This window comes from Peptostreptococcus equinus (assembly GCF_027125355.1).
In the GTDB taxonomy this organism is placed as follows: domain Bacteria; phylum Bacillota; class Clostridia; order Peptostreptococcales; family Peptostreptococcaceae; genus Peptostreptococcus; species Peptostreptococcus equinus.
In genome coordinates, this window is sequence record NZ_CP114052.1 from 1,670,121 (window position 1) to 1,688,594 (window position 18,474).

Here is an 18,474-nt window from a genome sequence, read left to right on the forward strand (position 1 = left end):
TTTTTCTTTCCACCCATATTATTTTTTATTTAATACAATATTTGTCATATAAATTATTACAAAGGATATAATCAACACAATTATTACCCATGCTCCTGCTTTTAAATAATCTCCATCATTTATTACCATAGCTATTGTTTGAGATACAGTTCCTGTCTTTCCTTGTATATTACCTGCAACCATTGAAGTTGCACCATATTCTCCCATAGCTCTCGCAAAACATAAGATAGAACCTGCTATTAATCCAGGACCTGCTACTGGAAGTAAAACTTTATAAAAAATTTTTTTCTCGCTTATCCCTAGTGTCCTAGCTGCATAAATTAAGTTTTGATCTACCTGTTCAAAAGCAGCCCTTGCATTTTGGTACATTAAAGGTAATGCTATTACTGTAGCAGCCAGTATACAACCTAACCATGTTTGCAATACACTTATATCAAAGTTTTCCAACAAAAAACTTCCCAAAAATCTTCTTTTACTAAATATAATCAGCAATATAAAACCTGCTACAGTTGGTGGCAATACTATAGGTAAAGACATTATCCCATCTAAAAAAGCCTTTCTTTTTTTACTAAAAGACATGGCTTTCTTAGCGAGATGCACTCCAATGAAGAAAGAAATTATTGTCGCAACGATTGCTGTCTTTATAGATATTATTAATGGACTCCAATCTAAGTTTGTAAATATTTCAAATAATTTCTCCAATGTTAAACCGCTCCTCAATTAATTAGTCTTGAATCCATATTTTGCATATACTTTCTTAGCATTATCACTTATCAATGCTTTATATAATTTTTCTATTATTTCTTCCTTATCCTTGTTAGACTTTTTAGACTTAATTTTTGCTATTGGATATTTTATTTTTCCTGTTTTATCTATTCCGATTTCAGATATAATCTTTACACCATCATTTCTCTTGGCATCACTTACATATGTAAATCCTACTTCTGTTGATTTTTCGGCTACTGCACTTAAAGCTGAACTTACATTATCCTTTTCACTTATTACCACACCACCTAAATCATTTGAAATAGTCTTTCCTTCAATTGCTTTTATAATTGCCTTTTCTTCATCTTTTGTAGCATTTTCCTTCATTTGTACATTAATAAGTTTATCGTGTATCAAAGCTTTTCTAGCATAAAATCCAGCTGGAACACTCGCATATGGAAGTGCTATAGACTTGGCCTCTTTAATATTTTCTAATCCTTTTACTGGGCCAGAATAATCCTTGGCTGCAATAACTGCTAATTGATTTTCCAAAAGATCTTTAGTTGAATTATCTATTATTAAGCCTTTACCTTTCAATTCATCAACTTCCTTAGGTGAAGCACTTAAAAATATATCACAGTCAAAACCTTCTAATATCTGACTCTTTAGCTTTCCAGAAGAATCAGCATTTATGACTACTTTTACATTTGGATTTTTCGCTTCAAAATCCTTAACTATTTCACCTACTGAATCTGTTAAACTAGCTGCAATAAATAAATTAATTTCTTGTTTTTCCGATTTTTTAACAGAATTTTCTTCTTTAGCCTCTTTTTTTGAGCATGCTGTCATTGCTGTAGCAACAAACATACATACTGATAATAATAAGCAAATTACTGACAACCTTTTTATTGAATTTTCTCTCATTTTTACCTCCCCTATTATACAAAGTATTTTTTATTTATTTCACCAATTTAATTAAATACTTATACTTTTCGTTTTGTATTATAAAATTAATATCTCTTTTTCACTATTTTTTACTTTCTAGCACATTCTCTAGCCGTTCCCTTTAAAATCTCTAAACCGTGGTTCAGATTTGGCAAAAGAAATTCTAACGCTTCACTAACAGCCTTTGGGCTACCTGGCAGATTTATTATTAGAGTAGAATTTCTTATGCCGCTAACAGCCCTAGAAAACATGGCTCTTTTTGTATACTGCATTGAGTAGGCTCTAATAGCCTCCGCTATTCCGTTTGCCATCTTATTACATACAGCATTTGTAGCCTCAGGAGTCACATCTCTAAAAGCAAAACCTGTTCCACCAGTCGTTATAATCAGATTTATCTGCCTCTGGTCTGCTAGTCTAATCAACTGCTGTTCAATCTTATTTTGTTCGTCTGGAACAATAATTTCCTCTTTTACAAGGAAACCCTGTTCTTCAAGACCCTTAGTGATAATAGGTCCACTTTCGTCTTTTCTCAATCCAACTGACCCCTTGTCGCTAACTGTTATTACCGCTGCTGTAAGCGGTCTGTTTGGATCTGCTTCAATCACTTCAACTTCATCTCCAACTTTTATTTCTCCGCCTACTATTACTTCTGTAAAAACACCCTCTCTAGGCATTATACAATCTCCAACCGCATGGAATATTGCACAATGTGAATGGCATTCCTTACCTATCTGGCTCAATTCCAAAATCACATCGCCTATTTTAAATCTTGTACCAATGGGCATAGACCTAAAATCGTATTCGTCTATTATAATATTTTCGCCAAAAGCTCCAAGAGCAACATCTGCTCCTTTTGCCCTAAAGTCTTTTATCTTTTCATATGAAAGAAGGCTCACCTGTCTATGCCATTTTCCAGCATGTGCATCATTTTCAATACCGTGATTTTCTATCAATCTGGCACTTGAAACTTCGCTCTTTTGAGTTCCTTTTCTTTCACTAGTACATATTCCTATAATTTCAGCCATTTCGCTATTCCTTCCCCGCTTAAATTTCGAATTCTATAGTACTTTTTTAATGAGATTTGTTGACCTCTAGCCACCAATCTGCGTCATTCTCTTTAATTCTGTAATACGTTTTTTATCTTCAAAGCAGTGCATTTCAGGTTTTTCCAATATGCTATTTTTTAGGATTTCAGATATAGCCTTTGAATCCCTTGCCTTTAATGCGTCTTTCAAGCTTATCTGTTTATCAAAACATAGGCAAGATTTTATTTCTCCTGTCGATGTCATCCTTATCCTATTGCATGAATCACAGAATTTTCCATGCATGGCGCTGATAAAACCAATAGCTCCCAAGAAACCATCTATTCTACAATACTCAGCCGGTCCGTTACCATGCTTTGTCTTATCTGAACTCACATTTTCAAATGAAGTCTCCAATATTTTTTTTAGGTCTTCATTTGAGACTAGCATTGAATTGGCTCCAAGTCCTATAGGCATCATTTCAATAAATCTAACATCTATCGGATATTTTTGAGCCAATTTTATTAGATTCAAGAAATCTTCTTTGTAGTCTTTATCGTGTAATACAGAATTTATCTTCACTCTTATTCCCTTTTCAACAGATTTTTCTATAGCTTCCAAAACCTTGTCAATTTGATCAAATCCTGTAATCTGCTCGTATTTTTCTCTGTCCAGGGTATCTAGACTGATGTTTATGGATTTCACGCCTGCATCAATTATATCGTCCAATTGGTCTACAAGCAGGATTCCATTTGTAGTAATTGTAACCTCATTAACTCCGCCTAATTCGTATATTTTTTTAATCAATTTATGGCAGTCTTTCCTAACAAGAGGCTCGCCACCAGTGATTTTAAAATTTACAATACCCAATCCGATAGCTTCCTTGCACACCATTAATATTTCGTCAAAAGATAAAATATAATCATGAGAGCATAATTCAATACCATCAGGCATACAATACCTACAACGCAAATTGCACCTATCAGTAACAGAAATTCTCATATAATCTATATTTCTATTAAATGAATCTATCAAGATAATCTCTACCTTTCCCAAACTCCACTTTTACCACCAGTTTTTTTCATGAGTTTTACTTCCAATATTTCCATACCTTTATCTATAGCCTTGCACATATCATAGATTGTCAAAAGGCAAATGTTGACTCCTGTCAGCGCTTCCATTTCTACACCTGTTTTTCCAACAGTTTTCACTGTACAGGCAGCTTCAATCTTGCACTCAACTTCATCAAGTGAAAAATCAATCTCCACCTTGCTCAAGTTCAATATGTGACATAGTGGTATTAGTTCTGATGTTTTCTTGGCTCCCATAATACCTGCAACTCTTGCAACCCCCAGAACATCACCCTTTTTCATGCCACCTTCTTTAACTTTTAAAAAGCATTCTTTTGACATTTTAATGCTACCTATTGCAATAGCTTCCCTAACTGTTTCGTTTTTTTCGCTTACATCGACCATAATGGCATTGCCATTTTTATCAAAATGTGTAAAATTACTCATATATTCTCCCCTATAAAACCTATCTACCAAAAGTACACTTAGGGAAAGTACATACGTCACATTCAAGACATAGGCCACCTTCACCAAGTTCTGCTATATCATCTGCTGTAACTTCGTCATCTGCCATAACTCTAGGTAGAATTAGGTCAAATATTGTTCTCTTAGCATACATTACACATCCTGGTAGACCGAGGATTGGTACTGTTCTTTGACCCTTATCATCGTAATAAGCCAATAGGAACATAGCCCCTGGAAGAACTGGCGCTCCGTATGAAATTATATTTGCTCCTGTATTTCTGATAGCCAAAGGAGTCTTGTCATCAGGGTCTACACTCATACCACCTGTGCAAAGGACCATGTCCGCTCCCTTTTCTATTAATTCTACAATGGCCTTAGTAACTTTCTTATCATCATCTTCTAAGATAATATGCTCAAATAATTCTCCACCGAATTCAGCTATTTTATCGATTAATACAGGAGTGAAAGTATCCTTAATTCTTCCGTAGAAAACTTCATTACCTGTAGTTACTACACCGACTTTTTTGCCCTTGAATTCTTTTATTTCAAATATAGGCTGTCCGGAAGTTATAGCGTCTACCTGGCCCTTAACCCTATCCATTTTTTCTTTTTCTATTACCAAAGGAATAATTCTCGTACCTGCTATTTTTTCGCCCTTTTGAACGGCGAAATCACCGTGTATACTTGCGATCATCATCTGTCCAAAACCATTAACAGTCTTTAAAGCCTGTCTATTTATCTTTAGTAAACCGTGACAATCAGCTATCAGGCTTATTTTACCTTCCTTTGGCTGAGTACGTTGCATGTTTTCTCCTAGACACATAGAACATAGGATTTCCGCTGCGTCATTTTCATGAAGCATGTTGTCATCATTTTCCCAAATATATAGGTTGTCTTTTCCCACGCTCAATAATACTGGTATATCTTCTTTTCTTACTACATGTCCCTTTTTAAAAACGACATCTTTTGTTACTCCCTTTATTATCTGTGTTATATCATGGCAAAGAACTGCGCCCTCTGCATCAACTGTTTTAATTATTTTCATATCTATCTTTAGCCCTTTCGTTTATTAATTGACCTGCAATGCTGATAGCAATCTCTGCAGGAGTTTCCGCATCCAATGGTATACCTATTGGAGCCGTTATTCTCGCTAAATCTTCATCCTTATATCCGTCATTTCTAAGCTTTTTCATTACACCCGCAGTTTTTCTTCTAGAGCCTATTACTCCAATGTATCTTGCCGGTGTTTTCAATACTTGACGCTGAATTATATAGTCGTCCTTGTGTCCTCTTGTCATAATGCAAATATAATCGTTCTTTGTTACTTCTTTGCAAAATTCGTACAGGTTTTCCATATCTACGATTTTTGTGGAAACAACACCAGAGAACAACTCAGCCTTTGCGAATTCTTCCCTATCTTCAAGTACTATACAATTAAATCCAATCCTACTAAGAGTAGGTACTAGCTGCTGAGCAACATGACCACCACCAAATACATATACCTTTGAATTGTGGTTAATTTTCTCAACAAAATATGTTCTCTCCTCAATCTTGCACTTTCTAGTGCCTGCATCTAAATTATTAATAATCTGGTCTGGGCAATCCATTCCTACTACTGTTCCATTACCATAGATAACGCCCATAGAAAATCTCGCATCCTCAGTAATATCATTTACCAACCAAATATCTTCATCTTTTTCAAATCCTTCTACAACAGCTTTCACTATTTCCTTTATATTCTCGTCTTCACTAGATATATACTGGAAAAAACAAGCTACATCGCCACCACAAATCATGCCCAAATCCTGGACTTCATTTTGTCTAAGCATGTAGACTTCGTTGAATGATTTTTTTGTTTTAAGGACTTCCTGCCCCTTATTTTGGCATAAAAACTCTACAGCACCGCCACCTATAGTTCCATAAAGTCTACCTTTTTCTCCAACAATCATTCTAGCGCCAGCTCCCCTAGGTGTTGAACCAGAACTAGACGTTACGCTGACCATGGTAATATCTCTACCAGCCAACAATTCATCGTTCAATATTTTAAAAAACGTTTTCATTTATTTATCACAAACTCCCCTGGGGAACAACCCCGATTTCTAAACACTTAAATTCCCTTTTATCTTCATCAAATTCAAAGCAATTGTAGGATGCATAGGGTTGCTTAATCGCTCTCGAAGTCCTAATATCAGAACCCGTAACCTTTGCTATAAATGCGCAATTAATCCCAGCATGAGCTAAGCAAATAACATCCCCAACCGACTTATCCATGATATATAAAAGGGTCTCTTCCATTCTTTTTAAAGCGTCCATACGCCTTTCGCCCTCTTTAGGTTCGTCACCTAATTCCTTGAATATATCCTTTAGAGGAAGTCCTTCCCATTCTCCCATGTCTATTTCTATGAGACCTGGCTCTATCTTTATCTCTATTTTTCCATCTGAAATAATTTCTGAAGTGCTTATACACCTAGTCAAAGGACTAGAATATATGCAAGATATGTCTTTTTCAGAAAAAAATTCCTTCAATTTTTCACTTTCATCTATTCCATGCTCACCTATATCTATGTCTGTCCTACCAATACAAAGCTTGATACCATCCACAAAATCTGGCCTAGCATGTCTAATAAGATATAATTTTCTCATAAGCTATTACACTCTCAGCCCCATGGCAAAATATTTCTTATACTTTTTTTCCATTTCTTGGCGCATTTCTTCAACTAACTTGGAATAATTATCTACTAACCTGATTCCTTCTTTTGTGAGTAAAGATCCGCCTCCACCAGCTCCTCCAGTCCTCTTTTCAACAACTGGAAAACCTAGTTCTCTCTCTATTTCTTTAATAATCTTACTTCCCTTTGAATATGAAATTCCAACACTGGAGCACGCCTGTTGAATAGACTTTTGAGAGTCAATATTTATCAAAAGGTTATAGGCAGTTTCATCAAAAAAAACTTCCCGCGCCCTAAGTTTTACTTCAACCTGAGGACCTACAGGATAACCCTTTCCCCTCTGGTAATTCCATTCAATCAGTTCATGGTATTCTTCTGGCGTATCTATGTCTAAAAAGACAGCTGCATCCTCTACTTCAACATTTGTAATAGGAGATTCATACGCCTCCATGGCTCCCCTCAGGCCATCCACACCATTATAATCCACTAGTGATTTGGCAAAGTCATTAGTCACAATGATAGGATGACCAGGCTGGCCCTTATATGTTGTTCTAACCAATTTTGAATCAATACTCAAAACCTTTATCAATGTTTCTTCTAAAATGGCTGGCAGGTCCATTGGCATTATCATGATTCTATCGCACAAATTCATAATATCATTAACACCTAATACTACAGAATCAAACATTTGAGTTTCAGAGTAGTTTTCATTTTTTACATATCTGATATCATCAAAGAAAATACTATTCTTCAATTCCTCAGATTTGTGGCCGACAACAACTGTTATGGGATCAATATTCAATTTTTTCAATTTCGTTATTGTGTGATTGGCTACAGTAGAATCTCCAAAAGGCAAGGAAGGTTTAAATGCCTTCATTCTAGAAGATAAACCAGCTGCAACGATCACTGCTCCTGTTTTTTTCATAAATCATTCCTTAAACAAATACAATAGCGTTCGTTTTTTAAATATCTAACCCTTTTTCATTATATCACGCGTGAAAAATATTGTAAATATTCTAACATAAAATCTTTAGTTCAAAATTCTCAATTCACTAATTGCTTGAATTCTTTTATTTTGTATATTTATTTTTTATTTTTCCACGTTTATTAAAATCTTCTTTTATCTCCTCACTCCAACAGCTATCTGTTAGGCATTTATCCACGTCATCTAAGGAATTCGCAGTCATGACAGAACTCACTGCCTTATATATTCCATCGTATACATTTGCCGTACCCAGTTCATCGTGGACATAATTTATAGCTCTTTCTTTCTTAATGCCGAATCTCCTAGCTTCATCATATGCATCTATATTAGCCCCTACAAAAATAAATTCCCATCCAAACTTTTTTTGTTGATGTTTAATCATTCTTTGAACTTTTTTATAAGAATAATTTGTACTTGCATTCTCCATACCATCAGTTGTAATAATAAAAATAGTCTTGTTTGGTCTATCATCATCTCTAGCATACTTATGGACACTAGCAATGTTGTGAATTGCTCCACCTACAGCATCCAATAAAGCCGTACAACCTCTAACATAATATTGTTTATGTGTCATTTTTTTAATCTTATCAATTGCTACTCTATCATGTAAAACCTCGCATTCATCATCAAATAATACGGTTGATACATAGGCCTTCTCCCCAATTTTTTTCTGCTTTTTTATCATTGAATTAAAACCACCTATTGTGTCTTGTTCAAGTCCTTTCATTGATCCACTTCTATCCAAAATATATACTATTTCAGTCAATCCTTTACCCATCTTGTCCTCCAATTTAATTAATTGCCTTTCTGCAGTATGGCTTTTTATTTCTGTAAATTAATAATACATTCTTGGCACACAAAAAAGGTCAACCCTAGGGCGACCTCTAAATAATTAATTTGAGAGTGGATCAAGTCCATAATCAAACAAGACAATATCGATTTTTAAAACATTGTAATCTCTATGTTCGATAAAATATTCAACTATAGCATCAGTCTGAGAAATTGGAGATAGGGAATAACCAGCTAGATTCAAAAAATCTACAGTTTCGTCAAGGTTAAGCTTTAAACCAACGGCCAAGGCAAGCATTTTCTCTTTTGAAGGTTTAATTTTACCCTTTAAGAGCTTAGAAAAATACTGCTTGGAAATATTGGCCGCAGCGTAAACCTCCGAATTTTTAAGCCCTTTTCTATTAATCAATCTCCGTAAGTACTTATCAAAAGATTCCTTGTAAATACCCATTAAAATATCATCCAAATTATCTTTTTCTATAGATGCTTGGTTAATTGTACAATCAAAATCTAAATCATCTTCTGAAGGAAGCGCACCAAAGCTTCCAACTTCTTGACTAAATTCTAAACTTTCAAGTTCCAGTTCTTCAAAACCTTCATTTTCATACTCTACTTCTAATGCTTTTCCTACATAGGCATCATCTATAAATTGAGACACCTCATCGACGAGTTTTCCAGAAATTTTAACTGTATCACTTATAGATACTACTAAAATAATCTCCATATCATGATTTCTTAAAAACTCTGTAAAAGCATCGATGGCAATTTGAATGGCTAATTCCTTAGGAAAGGCATACGTTCCCGTTGCCAATAGAGGAAAAACTATAGACTTACAACCCTTTCTTACAGCCAGACTCAAAGATTCATCATAGTACTGTCTAAGCAAGGCGTCTTCATTATTTTTACCACCTTGCCAGCATGGACTACTAGCTTGAATAATATATTTTGCAGATTCTACACCATCACCTATCTCTACAAATTGATTTGCTGTATTTACAATGGCATCTGCACTTATTTTTGTAATGTCGCTCCTGATAATTTTAAATGGCATCACTACCACCTCCATGTATTATTTATAGTGTATATCTAATAATAGCATGCTCTGAAACGGTTAGACCTTCATTATTCTTTGAAAGATTTTCAATTTTCTGGTTCAAATTATTTAAATTCATGTTCTTCGTTGAGATTTCCCGTTTTATATTTTTTTCAGTTAATTGCAATGTTTCAATTTCTGCTTCGACTCCTGCTTTTATCGACTGAAGTTTCTTTATCTCTTCCCTTATTTTCTTGCTCATAAATACACCTCATTAAATTTTTTAATACTAAGCTCGACAAACGCACCCGCAATAAAATTATTTATGTACAGGTTCAATTAATTAACATTTTATAAGTAGCTTTATTATTTATCATTCCTTGTCACCATTATACCTTTTACTGTAAAAGATTCATAGACTTTAAAAATATTTTAGTATAAATATGATGCTATTTAAACAAGTTTATTTATCAAGATATTCTTTTTATAGGATAAAAATACCTCTTGAACACATTGCCTTAAAGTGATTTATTCTCCATATTTCTAATCTAATATTTTATCGTACAACGCTGCACATATTTGCCTTTTCGGTCTTATTCAAACCGACATTCAAACCAACGTTAGTGAGAGACATTGAAATATTAGTTAGAGATTTATGTGTGGAAAATGATGAAATATACTGACATTTATTTCCAAATAAACATAGTAAAGTTGTAAATAGAATAAATAACGCCATTTTTACGCCAATAACAGTTAAAAAAACGGTGCAACCTTTGAAATACAAAGGTTGCACCGTTTTTATATACTATTCCCACTCGATATGTCCATCGATATCATTTTGTATAAATAGCATAAAATCAAGGTTATTCTTATCTGTTTTAGCCCTATTATCCATTTCATTTCTGTTTATCTGATTTTTTGCAAGCATAAAACTTTTCTAAGCATTATCTAATTCTATTATTTTTTTAAAATCAGATTCTGCATTTTTGATTTCACTATTTATTTGTATCACTATATCATTTGCCACTTCATTAAATAAATCGTTGTTTGAATCATCCAACTCAAATTCTATAAGTTTTTTTCTCTTAATTACTTCCTGAAAGATTAAATTAAATAAATTTTCAATATCTTGCGTATTGCTGTCAGTTATATTAACTGAACCATTTTCTAAATCTGGTATTAAAAATTTAACGGTTTCATTATTTTCACTTCTATCTACTTTGAATTTCATTCTTATTGATTCCATATGTTTCTCCTTATATTGAACATGTATTCACTTCCTTCTAAATGTTTAATAGCTTCATCTTCCCACGATATTATATCGTTAGTATTTTTAATTGATACCAGTTCATTTGCATACATATTGCCAGCAAAATATATTTCCGCTTCTGAATCTCCTACATAGTTGCAATATATTGTTTGGGTTGGCAATGTATTAATTGCAATATTGGCATTATGTGTAGATAAAACCACCGTTTTCCCTATATCTCTTAAATACTTTAATTTAGGAATTATATATTCTGATATATATTTATTTCCAAGTCCTCGTTCTATTTCATCAAACAAGTAACAATCAAAAGCCAGATTTTCAATCAATCCACTAATTGATAGAATTGATTTTTCACCTTCCGAAGGTTCATATATAGTATCGTCTTCTCTAATAACCATGCAAGACTTCTTTACACAATCACTAAAATATTCTGCACCGCACTTTTGTAACTCATCAATCGAAAACAATTTATTCATTCCCAACAAATCTTTAACAGAAAAATTTGCTATTTTTTCTATTACACCTCGATTAACAGAAATCTTATTTCTGTCAAATGGAGAACCTTTAACATATTTTTCATTTTTATCCATTACTTTCACTTCCACTTTGGAATAAATCTGCCCCTTATCTGGTAATTCTCCAATTTTAATTTTTTTAGATGATTTAACATTCTCTAAACTATTATTAATATTTTTGATTTTTTCAAAAATAGCTCGTCTCTCGGAAACCATTTTTGAAAATCCAATATTATTTGGTTTAGATTTTTTTCCTGTTTTTTTATCTATTATTTCTTTAATATTTTCAATAATTATACCTGTTTTAGAAACAGAAAATATTTCTTTAGCTTTCTCTATTGTATCTTCATAAATTTCTTGTTTAAGCTTATATAATTCATCAGATAAATTTTCTTTATGCTCGTTTTCATCATTTCTATACTCTGTATTTATATTATTAACTTTATTGATATAATTAATATTTTCCCTATATTTTATAGAAACATCTTGGATAGTTTGAGATATATTTTTATTATACAAACATTCTGTTTTTCTTATTTTCTTTGCATTTTTTGATACATTTTGATTTTCATAGTACTTCAAATATTTACCAATAAAATTAGTGTAAGTACTCTCTTTATAATTTAATACAGAGTCTAAATCATTAATTATATAATCTTTTAAAACGCTATCTATTTCAACTTCATCCTCATTATTTTTCAATATTTCATCATAGACTTTTTGATAATCTTTTCCTTCGTGAATAAAAATCTTTTTCCCATTTTCACTTAATTTAGGAAAAATATGATTCTTCATTAACACAGTCTTTCCTGAACCCTTGCCACCAAAAATCACATTAATATCCTGATATATATCCAACTTGTTGTTATAATCCAAATCTATTTCCATTTTTTCGCAATGATTCAATACGGATTTTATAAACACATTAGATGATGTTGCTAACTCATAAAATTTACCGAAACTATCAATTGCAAATTTCATTTCTGGTAATCTTTTTGCTTCTTCCGAATATTTTCCCCAATCTTTTACATGCCTGTAATGGTTTCTTCATCTCTGGTATATGGAATTATCTTTCTATATCTAAAATCTGATATTACATTTTTATCCAAATAAGTGCTAACAAACAAGCTATAATCAAATGGATTATTAAATCTAATCCTATAATCTCCTAAATGTCTTGAAACAGGCTCCATTTCCATTCTTCTTTGATTGTTTCCGTCTGCAAGAGTTGCTTCAAGTAATAGCGAATGTTTAGGATAAGAAGTGCATGCTTCATATTCATATATAATGTCTGCATAACCTCCTGCTGCATGTGTCTTAGGCAATAAATTAGCTTCTAATGATAACTTCATGAAGTCCAAAATATTCCCTTGTCTTTCACTTACTTTATACCATATAATTCCCAAAATATATTCAAAGATAGTTGGTACTGCAGCCTCATCTGTAACAAGTTCTTCAATCCTTTTATCATCACGTTTCTCAAAACAATTTAGTAACTCTATAAGCACAGAATCGTTAAATTTCTTATCAATCAAAGTGTTAAATCTTCTGTATCGTTCATCATTTACATAAGTTGCAGCTTGTTCCGGACTCTTAATTGTAATGCCTAAATCTTTACTTAAAGCTACATATACTTTGCTAATATCTAACTTGAATGCTTCTGATATAGTTTCAAGTGAGGCATCAGCTCTGAGATTATTATCTCTACTAAAAGTTTCTGTATACAGAACATCAATGATTTCTTTAAAATAATATTTTGGAATTGTATCCAACTTAATCATACGATCTTCAAAAATTAGAGTATCTGTAATATTAAAATATCTTCTATTTAAATCAAAATAATCAGATAAAGTCGCCATTGCTTTAAAAACATGTAAATATCTGAAAAATACTTCTTTTAGTTCCATCTCATTTTTACAGTTTATAAATGGGCATTGTTTGTGAATTGAAGACTTCCCATTTTTTCTTACAACACCAATATTGGTTGTTTTAAATAGTAAACTTCTCCACAACGTTCCAGGTTTTTGATTTATATTCTTTGCGGAATTTAATAGTGATTCATAATCGCTTTTCCCATCAAGAAATACCTTCTTTAAATTCTCATATAATTTATAGTAAGGCTTGTCATAGCTTCTGCTTTTACGATTCATTCCAACTAAACATATTAGATTTTCATCAACATCAGAGGCTATAAATTCTTCCCTAGCAAGTTTGTAGTTATCCATTTGCATAAGCCTCTTATAAATTATTTCTTCCGGCAAAATTTTGCCTTCTCTATATAACTTGATATCCGATATGATTTGCTTTGCAGTTTCATCATCTCTAATTAACGGAACGAAATAAGTAAACTCATCATAACTTAAAAACTCAAGTTCCGTCAGGCACTTTACAACCGCAATAAACGGTCTAACAATACTACCACTTACATCTATACTTGTTTTAAGAAGCTGTTTTAGATAGATAAAGCTGTCTCTATTAATATTAAACACATTATTGGTTTCAAAATCCCCACTACTTGTTATTTTAAGGAGTTCTCTTCCTGCATCCGTAATCAGTCTATCTTCTGTAATTAAACCAATATCAACCAACCCTGATGTTTTTTCTCTGGCATCTTTATCCTTCCTTTTCGCATTCCCTGTTAAGAAGGCTTTGTTTTTCATGAAATCATAATATTTTTCTTGTAATTCATTATTCCAGTTCCATTTAGATTTCTTTATGACTTCATTATAAAACTCATCAAGAAGCAATAATTGTGCCTCGATTTTTAAATTTAATTTTGCAGTTCTAAAACTTGTAGTTCCTATAACCCAAGGGAAATGATAGGTCGAATGCGAAAATATCAGATGAAGATATTATGAGAATTCTTAGTAAGAAGGGGAAAGTTATGATATTCGAATCGGACTACAAGAGTTTTTCAACTGGGAAATCAGATATAAAAGATAATAAAGAAAGGCTATTTTTATGTGAAGTATTTAGTGAAGATAAGAAGAAAATTAATATACCTTGTCCGTTTAATTATACAGGTGGAAAATTTAAGCTGTTGGAGCAGTTACAACCTTTATTTGATGAAAAGAAAGTATTTTTAGATTTATTTTCAGGAGGATGTAATGTTGGAATAAACTCAACTTCTTCAAAAGTTATTTTTAATGATTTGAATGAAAAACTGATAGATTTAATTAGGTATATTAAAGATACCAACACTAAGATATTGTTAGAGCAGATAGATAATATTATTGACAAATATGGTTTATCCAAGACGTCGTTATATGGATATTCTTACTATGATTGTGATAGTAGTATGGGATTAGCTAAATATAATAAAGAAAGATTTTTGAATTTAAGAGAAGATTTTAATTCTAAAACTATGGCAGGAGAAATAAATTATTCAATGTTGTATGTACTTATGGTTTATTCTTTCAATAATCAAATCCGTTTTAATCGAAAAGGGTTGTTTAATCTTCCTGTAGGGAAGAGGGATTTTAATTCTAAAATGAGAAGTAAACTTGTGTTATTTTCAGAAGAGCTGAAAAATAAAGATGTTCAGTTTATGAAAAAAGATTTTAGGAATATTGTGTTAGATGATCTTCCTAAAGAAACTTTTATTTATTGTGATCCGCCGTATTTAATTACAAATGCAACATATAATGAAAATGGAATGTGGAATGAAATAGAAGAAAAAGCTCTACTTGAATTTTTGGATGAATCTAATGAAAGAGGTTTTAGCTTTGCTTTGTCCAATGTTTTGGAAAGTAAAAATAAAAGAAATGATATTTTATATAATTGGATTGAAAGTAAGGGGTATTACTGCAATCATCTGAATAAAAGTTATTCAAATAGCAATTATCACAGAAAAAATAAGAATAGTATATCTGAAGAAGTTTTAATTACTAATTATCCGGTTGATTGGAGGAATAAGTAAATGGCTAATAAAAGTATTCCTTATCAAAGTTTTTGTTGTCGGACATATTGTTATATGAGAGTAAGATATACTTTGTATCAGCCCTTTCAATAAGTTCCTCGAATGCTTTTGTAGCCGTAATCATGCAGTAATCACTTTTAAGTGAAGTCCTATCCATCTTTCTTGCAACCCCGTAAACTTCAGGTTTTTCCCATCTTGCCACATTTTCAAGTAAATGATATGCATCGCAATACTGCCTTGAGTTATATGGAGGATCTAAGTACAACAAATCCCCCTTAATACTTTTAATAAGTTTATTTGCATCTATGTTATAACAAATATTATTAGAATTTATATTTTTTTCAGGTAACAAAACATTCAATACTAATTTTTTCTCAAAATCAACATTTTTTCTATATGCATCGTAATGTCCAACCGTATTTGCAATCTTATCCATTGCATATAGAAGTGATGTAATTAAAATCGCATATTCCTTAAAATTTATTTCTTTGTTTTTATACTTTGCTTCTATATCTTCTCTTATATATCCTATCTTGCTACAATCATCAGCAGAAAAGAATGTATTTGCAAAATTTTCTCGCATATAATTATTTTCTTTTGTTTTAATTTGATTATAGTCGTATATAAGCTCAATTATCTTTTTGCTTGAATATTTTTTATATCCAAACCATGCATAATTGGAAATATAATTACTATACAGTAAATCATTTGTGATAAGCATTTTATCCTTAAAAGTATTCGCAACTGCACCGGTTCCACTAAATATATCAATAACAATATTTACACCTTTGCAATTTTCATCAACAGTCTTTCTTATAAAATCGGAAAGAGAATATTTGTTTCCTAAATATCGTCTATTATTTATAAATGACTGCTTTAATCCTAATTTATATATTAAAGAATCTATATCATTCTTATCTTCTAAAGAATCTGTATACAAAATTTTCTTTATAGCTTCAACTGTATTTTCATCCCAAAAGTATCTTCCTGTATCACTTCTCGGAATTAAAATATTTTCTTTATCTATTAATTTATATAAATATGACTTAGAAATGTCTAATTCTTTTATTATATCAGCAACATTAATACTTGCCATCTTTATTCCTCCTTGCCACATTTTAATCTATTTAGTAGACATTATAGCATATAATTCCTTATTTTTATATATTTTAGAGAAAAAAACAGATGCTATTAGCATCATAAATTTATTAACATTTTGTATTAACATGTATTCACCCTCTTCCTCAATAAGTACTTTTAGATGATTGAGTACATTGAAAAAAGCCCTAGCTGTGTTAACAGCTAAGGCTTTTTGAACAGTGCGAAAATCGCTAAAATTACTTATATCTTACTCCCATTCGATAGTTCCAGGAGGCTTACTTGTTATGTCATACACAACTCTATTAACTCCCTGACACTCATTGATTATTCTATTACTTATTCTTTCCAATACTTCATAAGGTATCTTGTACCAGTCTGAAGTCATTCCATCACTTGATGCTACTGCTCTTAGTCCTACTAGGTGGGCATAAGTTCTTTCGTCACCCATTACTCCAACTGTCATTACATCTGGAAGTGTTGCAAATGCCTGCCAAATTTCTTTGTATAGGCCAGCTTTTCTAAGTTCGTCCATGTATACAGCATCAGCTTCTCTTAGGATGTCGCATTTTTCCTTTGTTACTTCACCTATTACTCTGATTCCAAGACCTGGGCCTGGGAATGGATGTCTAAAGATCAAGTTTTCTTCTATTCCTAATTCAAGACCTATTTTTCTAACTTCGTCCTTGAATAATTCTCTTAATGGTTCTATTATTTCCTGGAAATCTACATCTTCAGGTAATCCACCAACATTGTGATGAGATTTGATTGTTGCAGAGTCTCCGTTACCACTTTCAACTACATCTGGGTAAATTGTTCCCTGTACCAAGAATTCCATCTTACCAAGCTTCTGAGATTCAGCTTCAAACACCCTGATGAATTCTTCACCGATTATTTTTCTCTTAGCTTCTGGTTCTGTAACTCCCTTTAATTTTCCTAGGAATCTGTCTTCTGCATTGACTCTAATTAGGTTCATGCCGAATTTTCCTCTGAATATTCTTTCTACGTCGTCCCCTTCGTTCTTTCTAAGTAGACCATGGTCCACGAATACGCAAGTAAGGTTGTCACCTATTGCTCTGTGCATTAGGGCTGCTGCAACTGAAGAATCTACTCCACCACTTAGGGCACATAGGGCTTTCTTGTCTCCAACCTTTGCCTTTATTTCTGCTACCTTGTCTTCTATAAATGAACTAGTTGTCCAATCTCCACTTACCTGACAAATCTTGTACAAGAAGTTTGTAAGTATTTTGTCCCCTTCTAGTGAATGTTCTACTTCTGGGTGGAACTGAACTCCGTATAATTTCTTTTCTACATTGTGCATTGCTGCTACTGGACAGTTTCCTGTTGTTGCAGTTACTTCAAATCCATCTGGTGCCTTAGATATATAATCTGTATGGCTCATCCATACTTGATTTGTGCTTAGGCCTTCAAATATTGGAGAATTTCCATATTCTATCTTTGTTTTTCCGTATTCTCTTGTCATATTATCACCCTTTTGAACTGTTGCTCCAAGTAGGTGAGCCATCAACTGGTCTCCATAGCAAATTCCAAGAATAGGTACTCTCATTTCGAATATTTCCTTAGATATCTTTGGAGAGTCCTCTAAATAGGCGCTGTTTGGTCCTCCAGTAAATATTATTCCCTTAGGATTTTTTTCCTTTATCTTTTCTATTGGTGTAGTATATGGTAATATTTCACAATATACATTATTTTCTCTGACTCTTCTAGCTATTAGCTGGTTATACTGACCGCCAAAATCTATTACAAGAACTATCTCATGCTTCATATTATTCTCCCTTCACATATTTAAAATTTCTACTTTATACATACGAATTATTATATCATATTTTCTTTGCAATTATCTACACAAAATGTAAAAGACCGCTTAATTTATGTCTTCTCTCATAATTAAGTGGTCTTTTACATTTACTATTTTATTTTTAACTAATTTAATTTAATTTGGCTACTATTATTATTTCCCCAAATACC

19 protein-coding genes are annotated in these 18,474 nt (G+C 32.3%); 1 reads left to right on the plus strand and 18 read right to left on the minus strand.

Annotated features, from left to right (window positions below; genetic code table 11):
- Positions 1–18: 18 nt before the first annotated feature.
- The 16 genes from modB to O0R46_RS08330 all read right to left on the minus strand — a co-directional run bounded on the left by modB (position 19) and on the right by O0R46_RS08330 (position 14,128).
- Positions 19–702 (minus strand): molybdate ABC transporter permease subunit, encoded by a 684-nt coding sequence (gene modB, locus O0R46_RS08255; protein ID WP_269311280.1) that lies wholly within the window; start codon positions 700–702, stop codon positions 19–21.
- An 18-nt stretch (positions 703–720) separates the two neighbouring features.
- A complete protein-coding gene (gene modA, locus O0R46_RS08260) occupies positions 721–1,629 on the minus strand; it encodes a molybdate ABC transporter substrate-binding protein (RefSeq protein ID WP_269311281.1) in 909 nt (302 codons plus the stop codon).
- A 110-nt stretch (positions 1,630–1,739) separates the two neighbouring features.
- Entirely contained in the window at positions 1,740–2,675 is a 936-nt protein-coding gene (locus O0R46_RS08265; protein ID WP_269311282.1) for an MOSC domain-containing protein, read from the minus strand.
- Positions 2,676–2,741: 66 nt separating this feature from the next.
- Positions 2,742–3,728, minus strand: coding sequence for a GTP 3',8-cyclase MoaA (gene moaA, locus O0R46_RS08270; RefSeq protein WP_331275587.1), 987 nt, complete (start codon positions 3,726–3,728; stop codon positions 2,742–2,744).
- Positions 3,716–4,189, minus strand: a complete 474-nt coding sequence (moaC, locus tag O0R46_RS08275) for a cyclic pyranopterin monophosphate synthase MoaC (RefSeq protein ID WP_269311283.1) — start codon at positions 4,187–4,189, stop codon at positions 3,716–3,718. The genes moaA and moaC overlap by 13 nt, the downstream gene beginning before the upstream one ends.
- A gap of 19 nt (positions 4,190–4,208) precedes the next feature.
- A complete protein-coding gene (locus O0R46_RS08280) occupies positions 4,209–5,252 on the minus strand; it encodes a molybdopterin-binding protein (protein WP_269311284.1) in 1,044 nt (347 codons plus the stop codon).
- Complete coding sequence (locus O0R46_RS08285) at positions 5,239–6,267, minus strand: XdhC family protein (protein WP_269311285.1); 1,029 nt, start codon at positions 6,265–6,267, stop codon at positions 5,239–5,241. The genes O0R46_RS08280 and O0R46_RS08285 overlap by 14 nt, the downstream gene beginning before the upstream one ends.
- Before the next feature lie 7 nt (positions 6,268–6,274).
- Positions 6,275–6,850: a histidine phosphatase family protein gene (locus O0R46_RS08290; protein ID WP_269311286.1), complete on the minus strand. Its 576-nt coding sequence runs from the start codon at positions 6,848–6,850 to the stop codon at positions 6,275–6,277.
- A 6-nt stretch (positions 6,851–6,856) separates the two neighbouring features.
- Positions 6,857–7,783 carry an NTP transferase domain-containing protein gene (locus O0R46_RS08295; RefSeq protein WP_269311287.1) on the minus strand — a complete coding sequence of 309 codons (927 nt, stop codon included), beginning with the start codon at positions 7,781–7,783 and terminating at the stop codon, positions 6,857–6,859.
- 163 nt (positions 7,784–7,946) lie between these two features.
- A complete protein-coding gene (locus O0R46_RS08300) occupies positions 7,947–8,639 on the minus strand; it encodes a vWA domain-containing protein (RefSeq protein WP_269311288.1) in 693 nt (230 codons plus the stop codon).
- 114 nt (positions 8,640–8,753) lie between these two features.
- Positions 8,754–9,701 carry a macro domain-containing protein gene (locus O0R46_RS08305; RefSeq protein ID WP_269311289.1) on the minus strand — a complete coding sequence of 316 codons (948 nt, stop codon included), beginning with the start codon at positions 9,699–9,701 and terminating at the stop codon, positions 8,754–8,756.
- Between the two features lie 22 nt (positions 9,702–9,723).
- The gene (locus tag O0R46_RS08310) at positions 9,724–9,945 is read right to left on the minus strand and encodes a hypothetical protein (protein ID WP_269311290.1); all 222 of its coding nucleotides are present in this window, start codon (positions 9,943–9,945) and stop codon (positions 9,724–9,726) included.
- Between the two features lie 543 nt (positions 9,946–10,488).
- On the minus strand, positions 10,489–10,611 hold the full coding sequence (locus tag O0R46_RS08315; protein ID WP_269311291.1) for a hypothetical protein: 123 nt from the start codon (positions 10,609–10,611) through the stop codon (positions 10,489–10,491).
- 9 nt (positions 10,612–10,620) lie between these two features.
- A complete protein-coding gene (locus O0R46_RS08320) occupies positions 10,621–10,929 on the minus strand; it encodes a hypothetical protein (RefSeq protein ID WP_269311292.1) in 309 nt (102 codons plus the stop codon).
- The gene (locus O0R46_RS08325) at positions 10,917–12,449 is read right to left on the minus strand and encodes a hypothetical protein (RefSeq protein WP_269311293.1); all 1,533 of its coding nucleotides are present in this window, start codon (positions 12,447–12,449) and stop codon (positions 10,917–10,919) included. The genes O0R46_RS08320 and O0R46_RS08325 overlap by 13 nt, the downstream gene beginning before the upstream one ends.
- Before the next feature lie 44 nt (positions 12,450–12,493).
- On the minus strand, positions 12,494–14,128 hold the full coding sequence (locus O0R46_RS08330) for an AlwI family type II restriction endonuclease (RefSeq protein ID WP_269312554.1): 1,635 nt from the start codon (positions 14,126–14,128) through the stop codon (positions 12,494–12,496).
- A 224-nt stretch (positions 14,129–14,352) separates the two neighbouring features.
- On the opposite strand from O0R46_RS08330, the gene O0R46_RS08335 reads away from it, so the two are divergent.
- On the plus strand, positions 14,353–15,387 hold the full coding sequence (locus O0R46_RS08335; RefSeq protein ID WP_269311294.1) for a DNA adenine methylase: 1,035 nt from the start codon (positions 14,353–14,355) through the stop codon (positions 15,385–15,387).
- Between the two features lie 4 nt (positions 15,388–15,391).
- On the opposite strand, the gene O0R46_RS08340 is transcribed toward O0R46_RS08335, so the two are convergent.
- Both O0R46_RS08340 and guaA read right to left on the minus strand, forming a co-directional pair.
- Positions 15,392–16,483 (minus strand): DNA adenine methylase, encoded by a 1,092-nt coding sequence (locus tag O0R46_RS08340; RefSeq protein ID WP_269311295.1) that lies wholly within the window; start codon positions 16,481–16,483, stop codon positions 15,392–15,394.
- Positions 16,484–16,735: 252 nt separating this feature from the next.
- Positions 16,736–18,271 (minus strand): glutamine-hydrolyzing GMP synthase, encoded by a 1,536-nt coding sequence (guaA, locus tag O0R46_RS08345; RefSeq protein ID WP_269311296.1) that lies wholly within the window; start codon positions 18,269–18,271, stop codon positions 16,736–16,738.
- Positions 18,272–18,474: the final 203 nt, after the last annotated feature.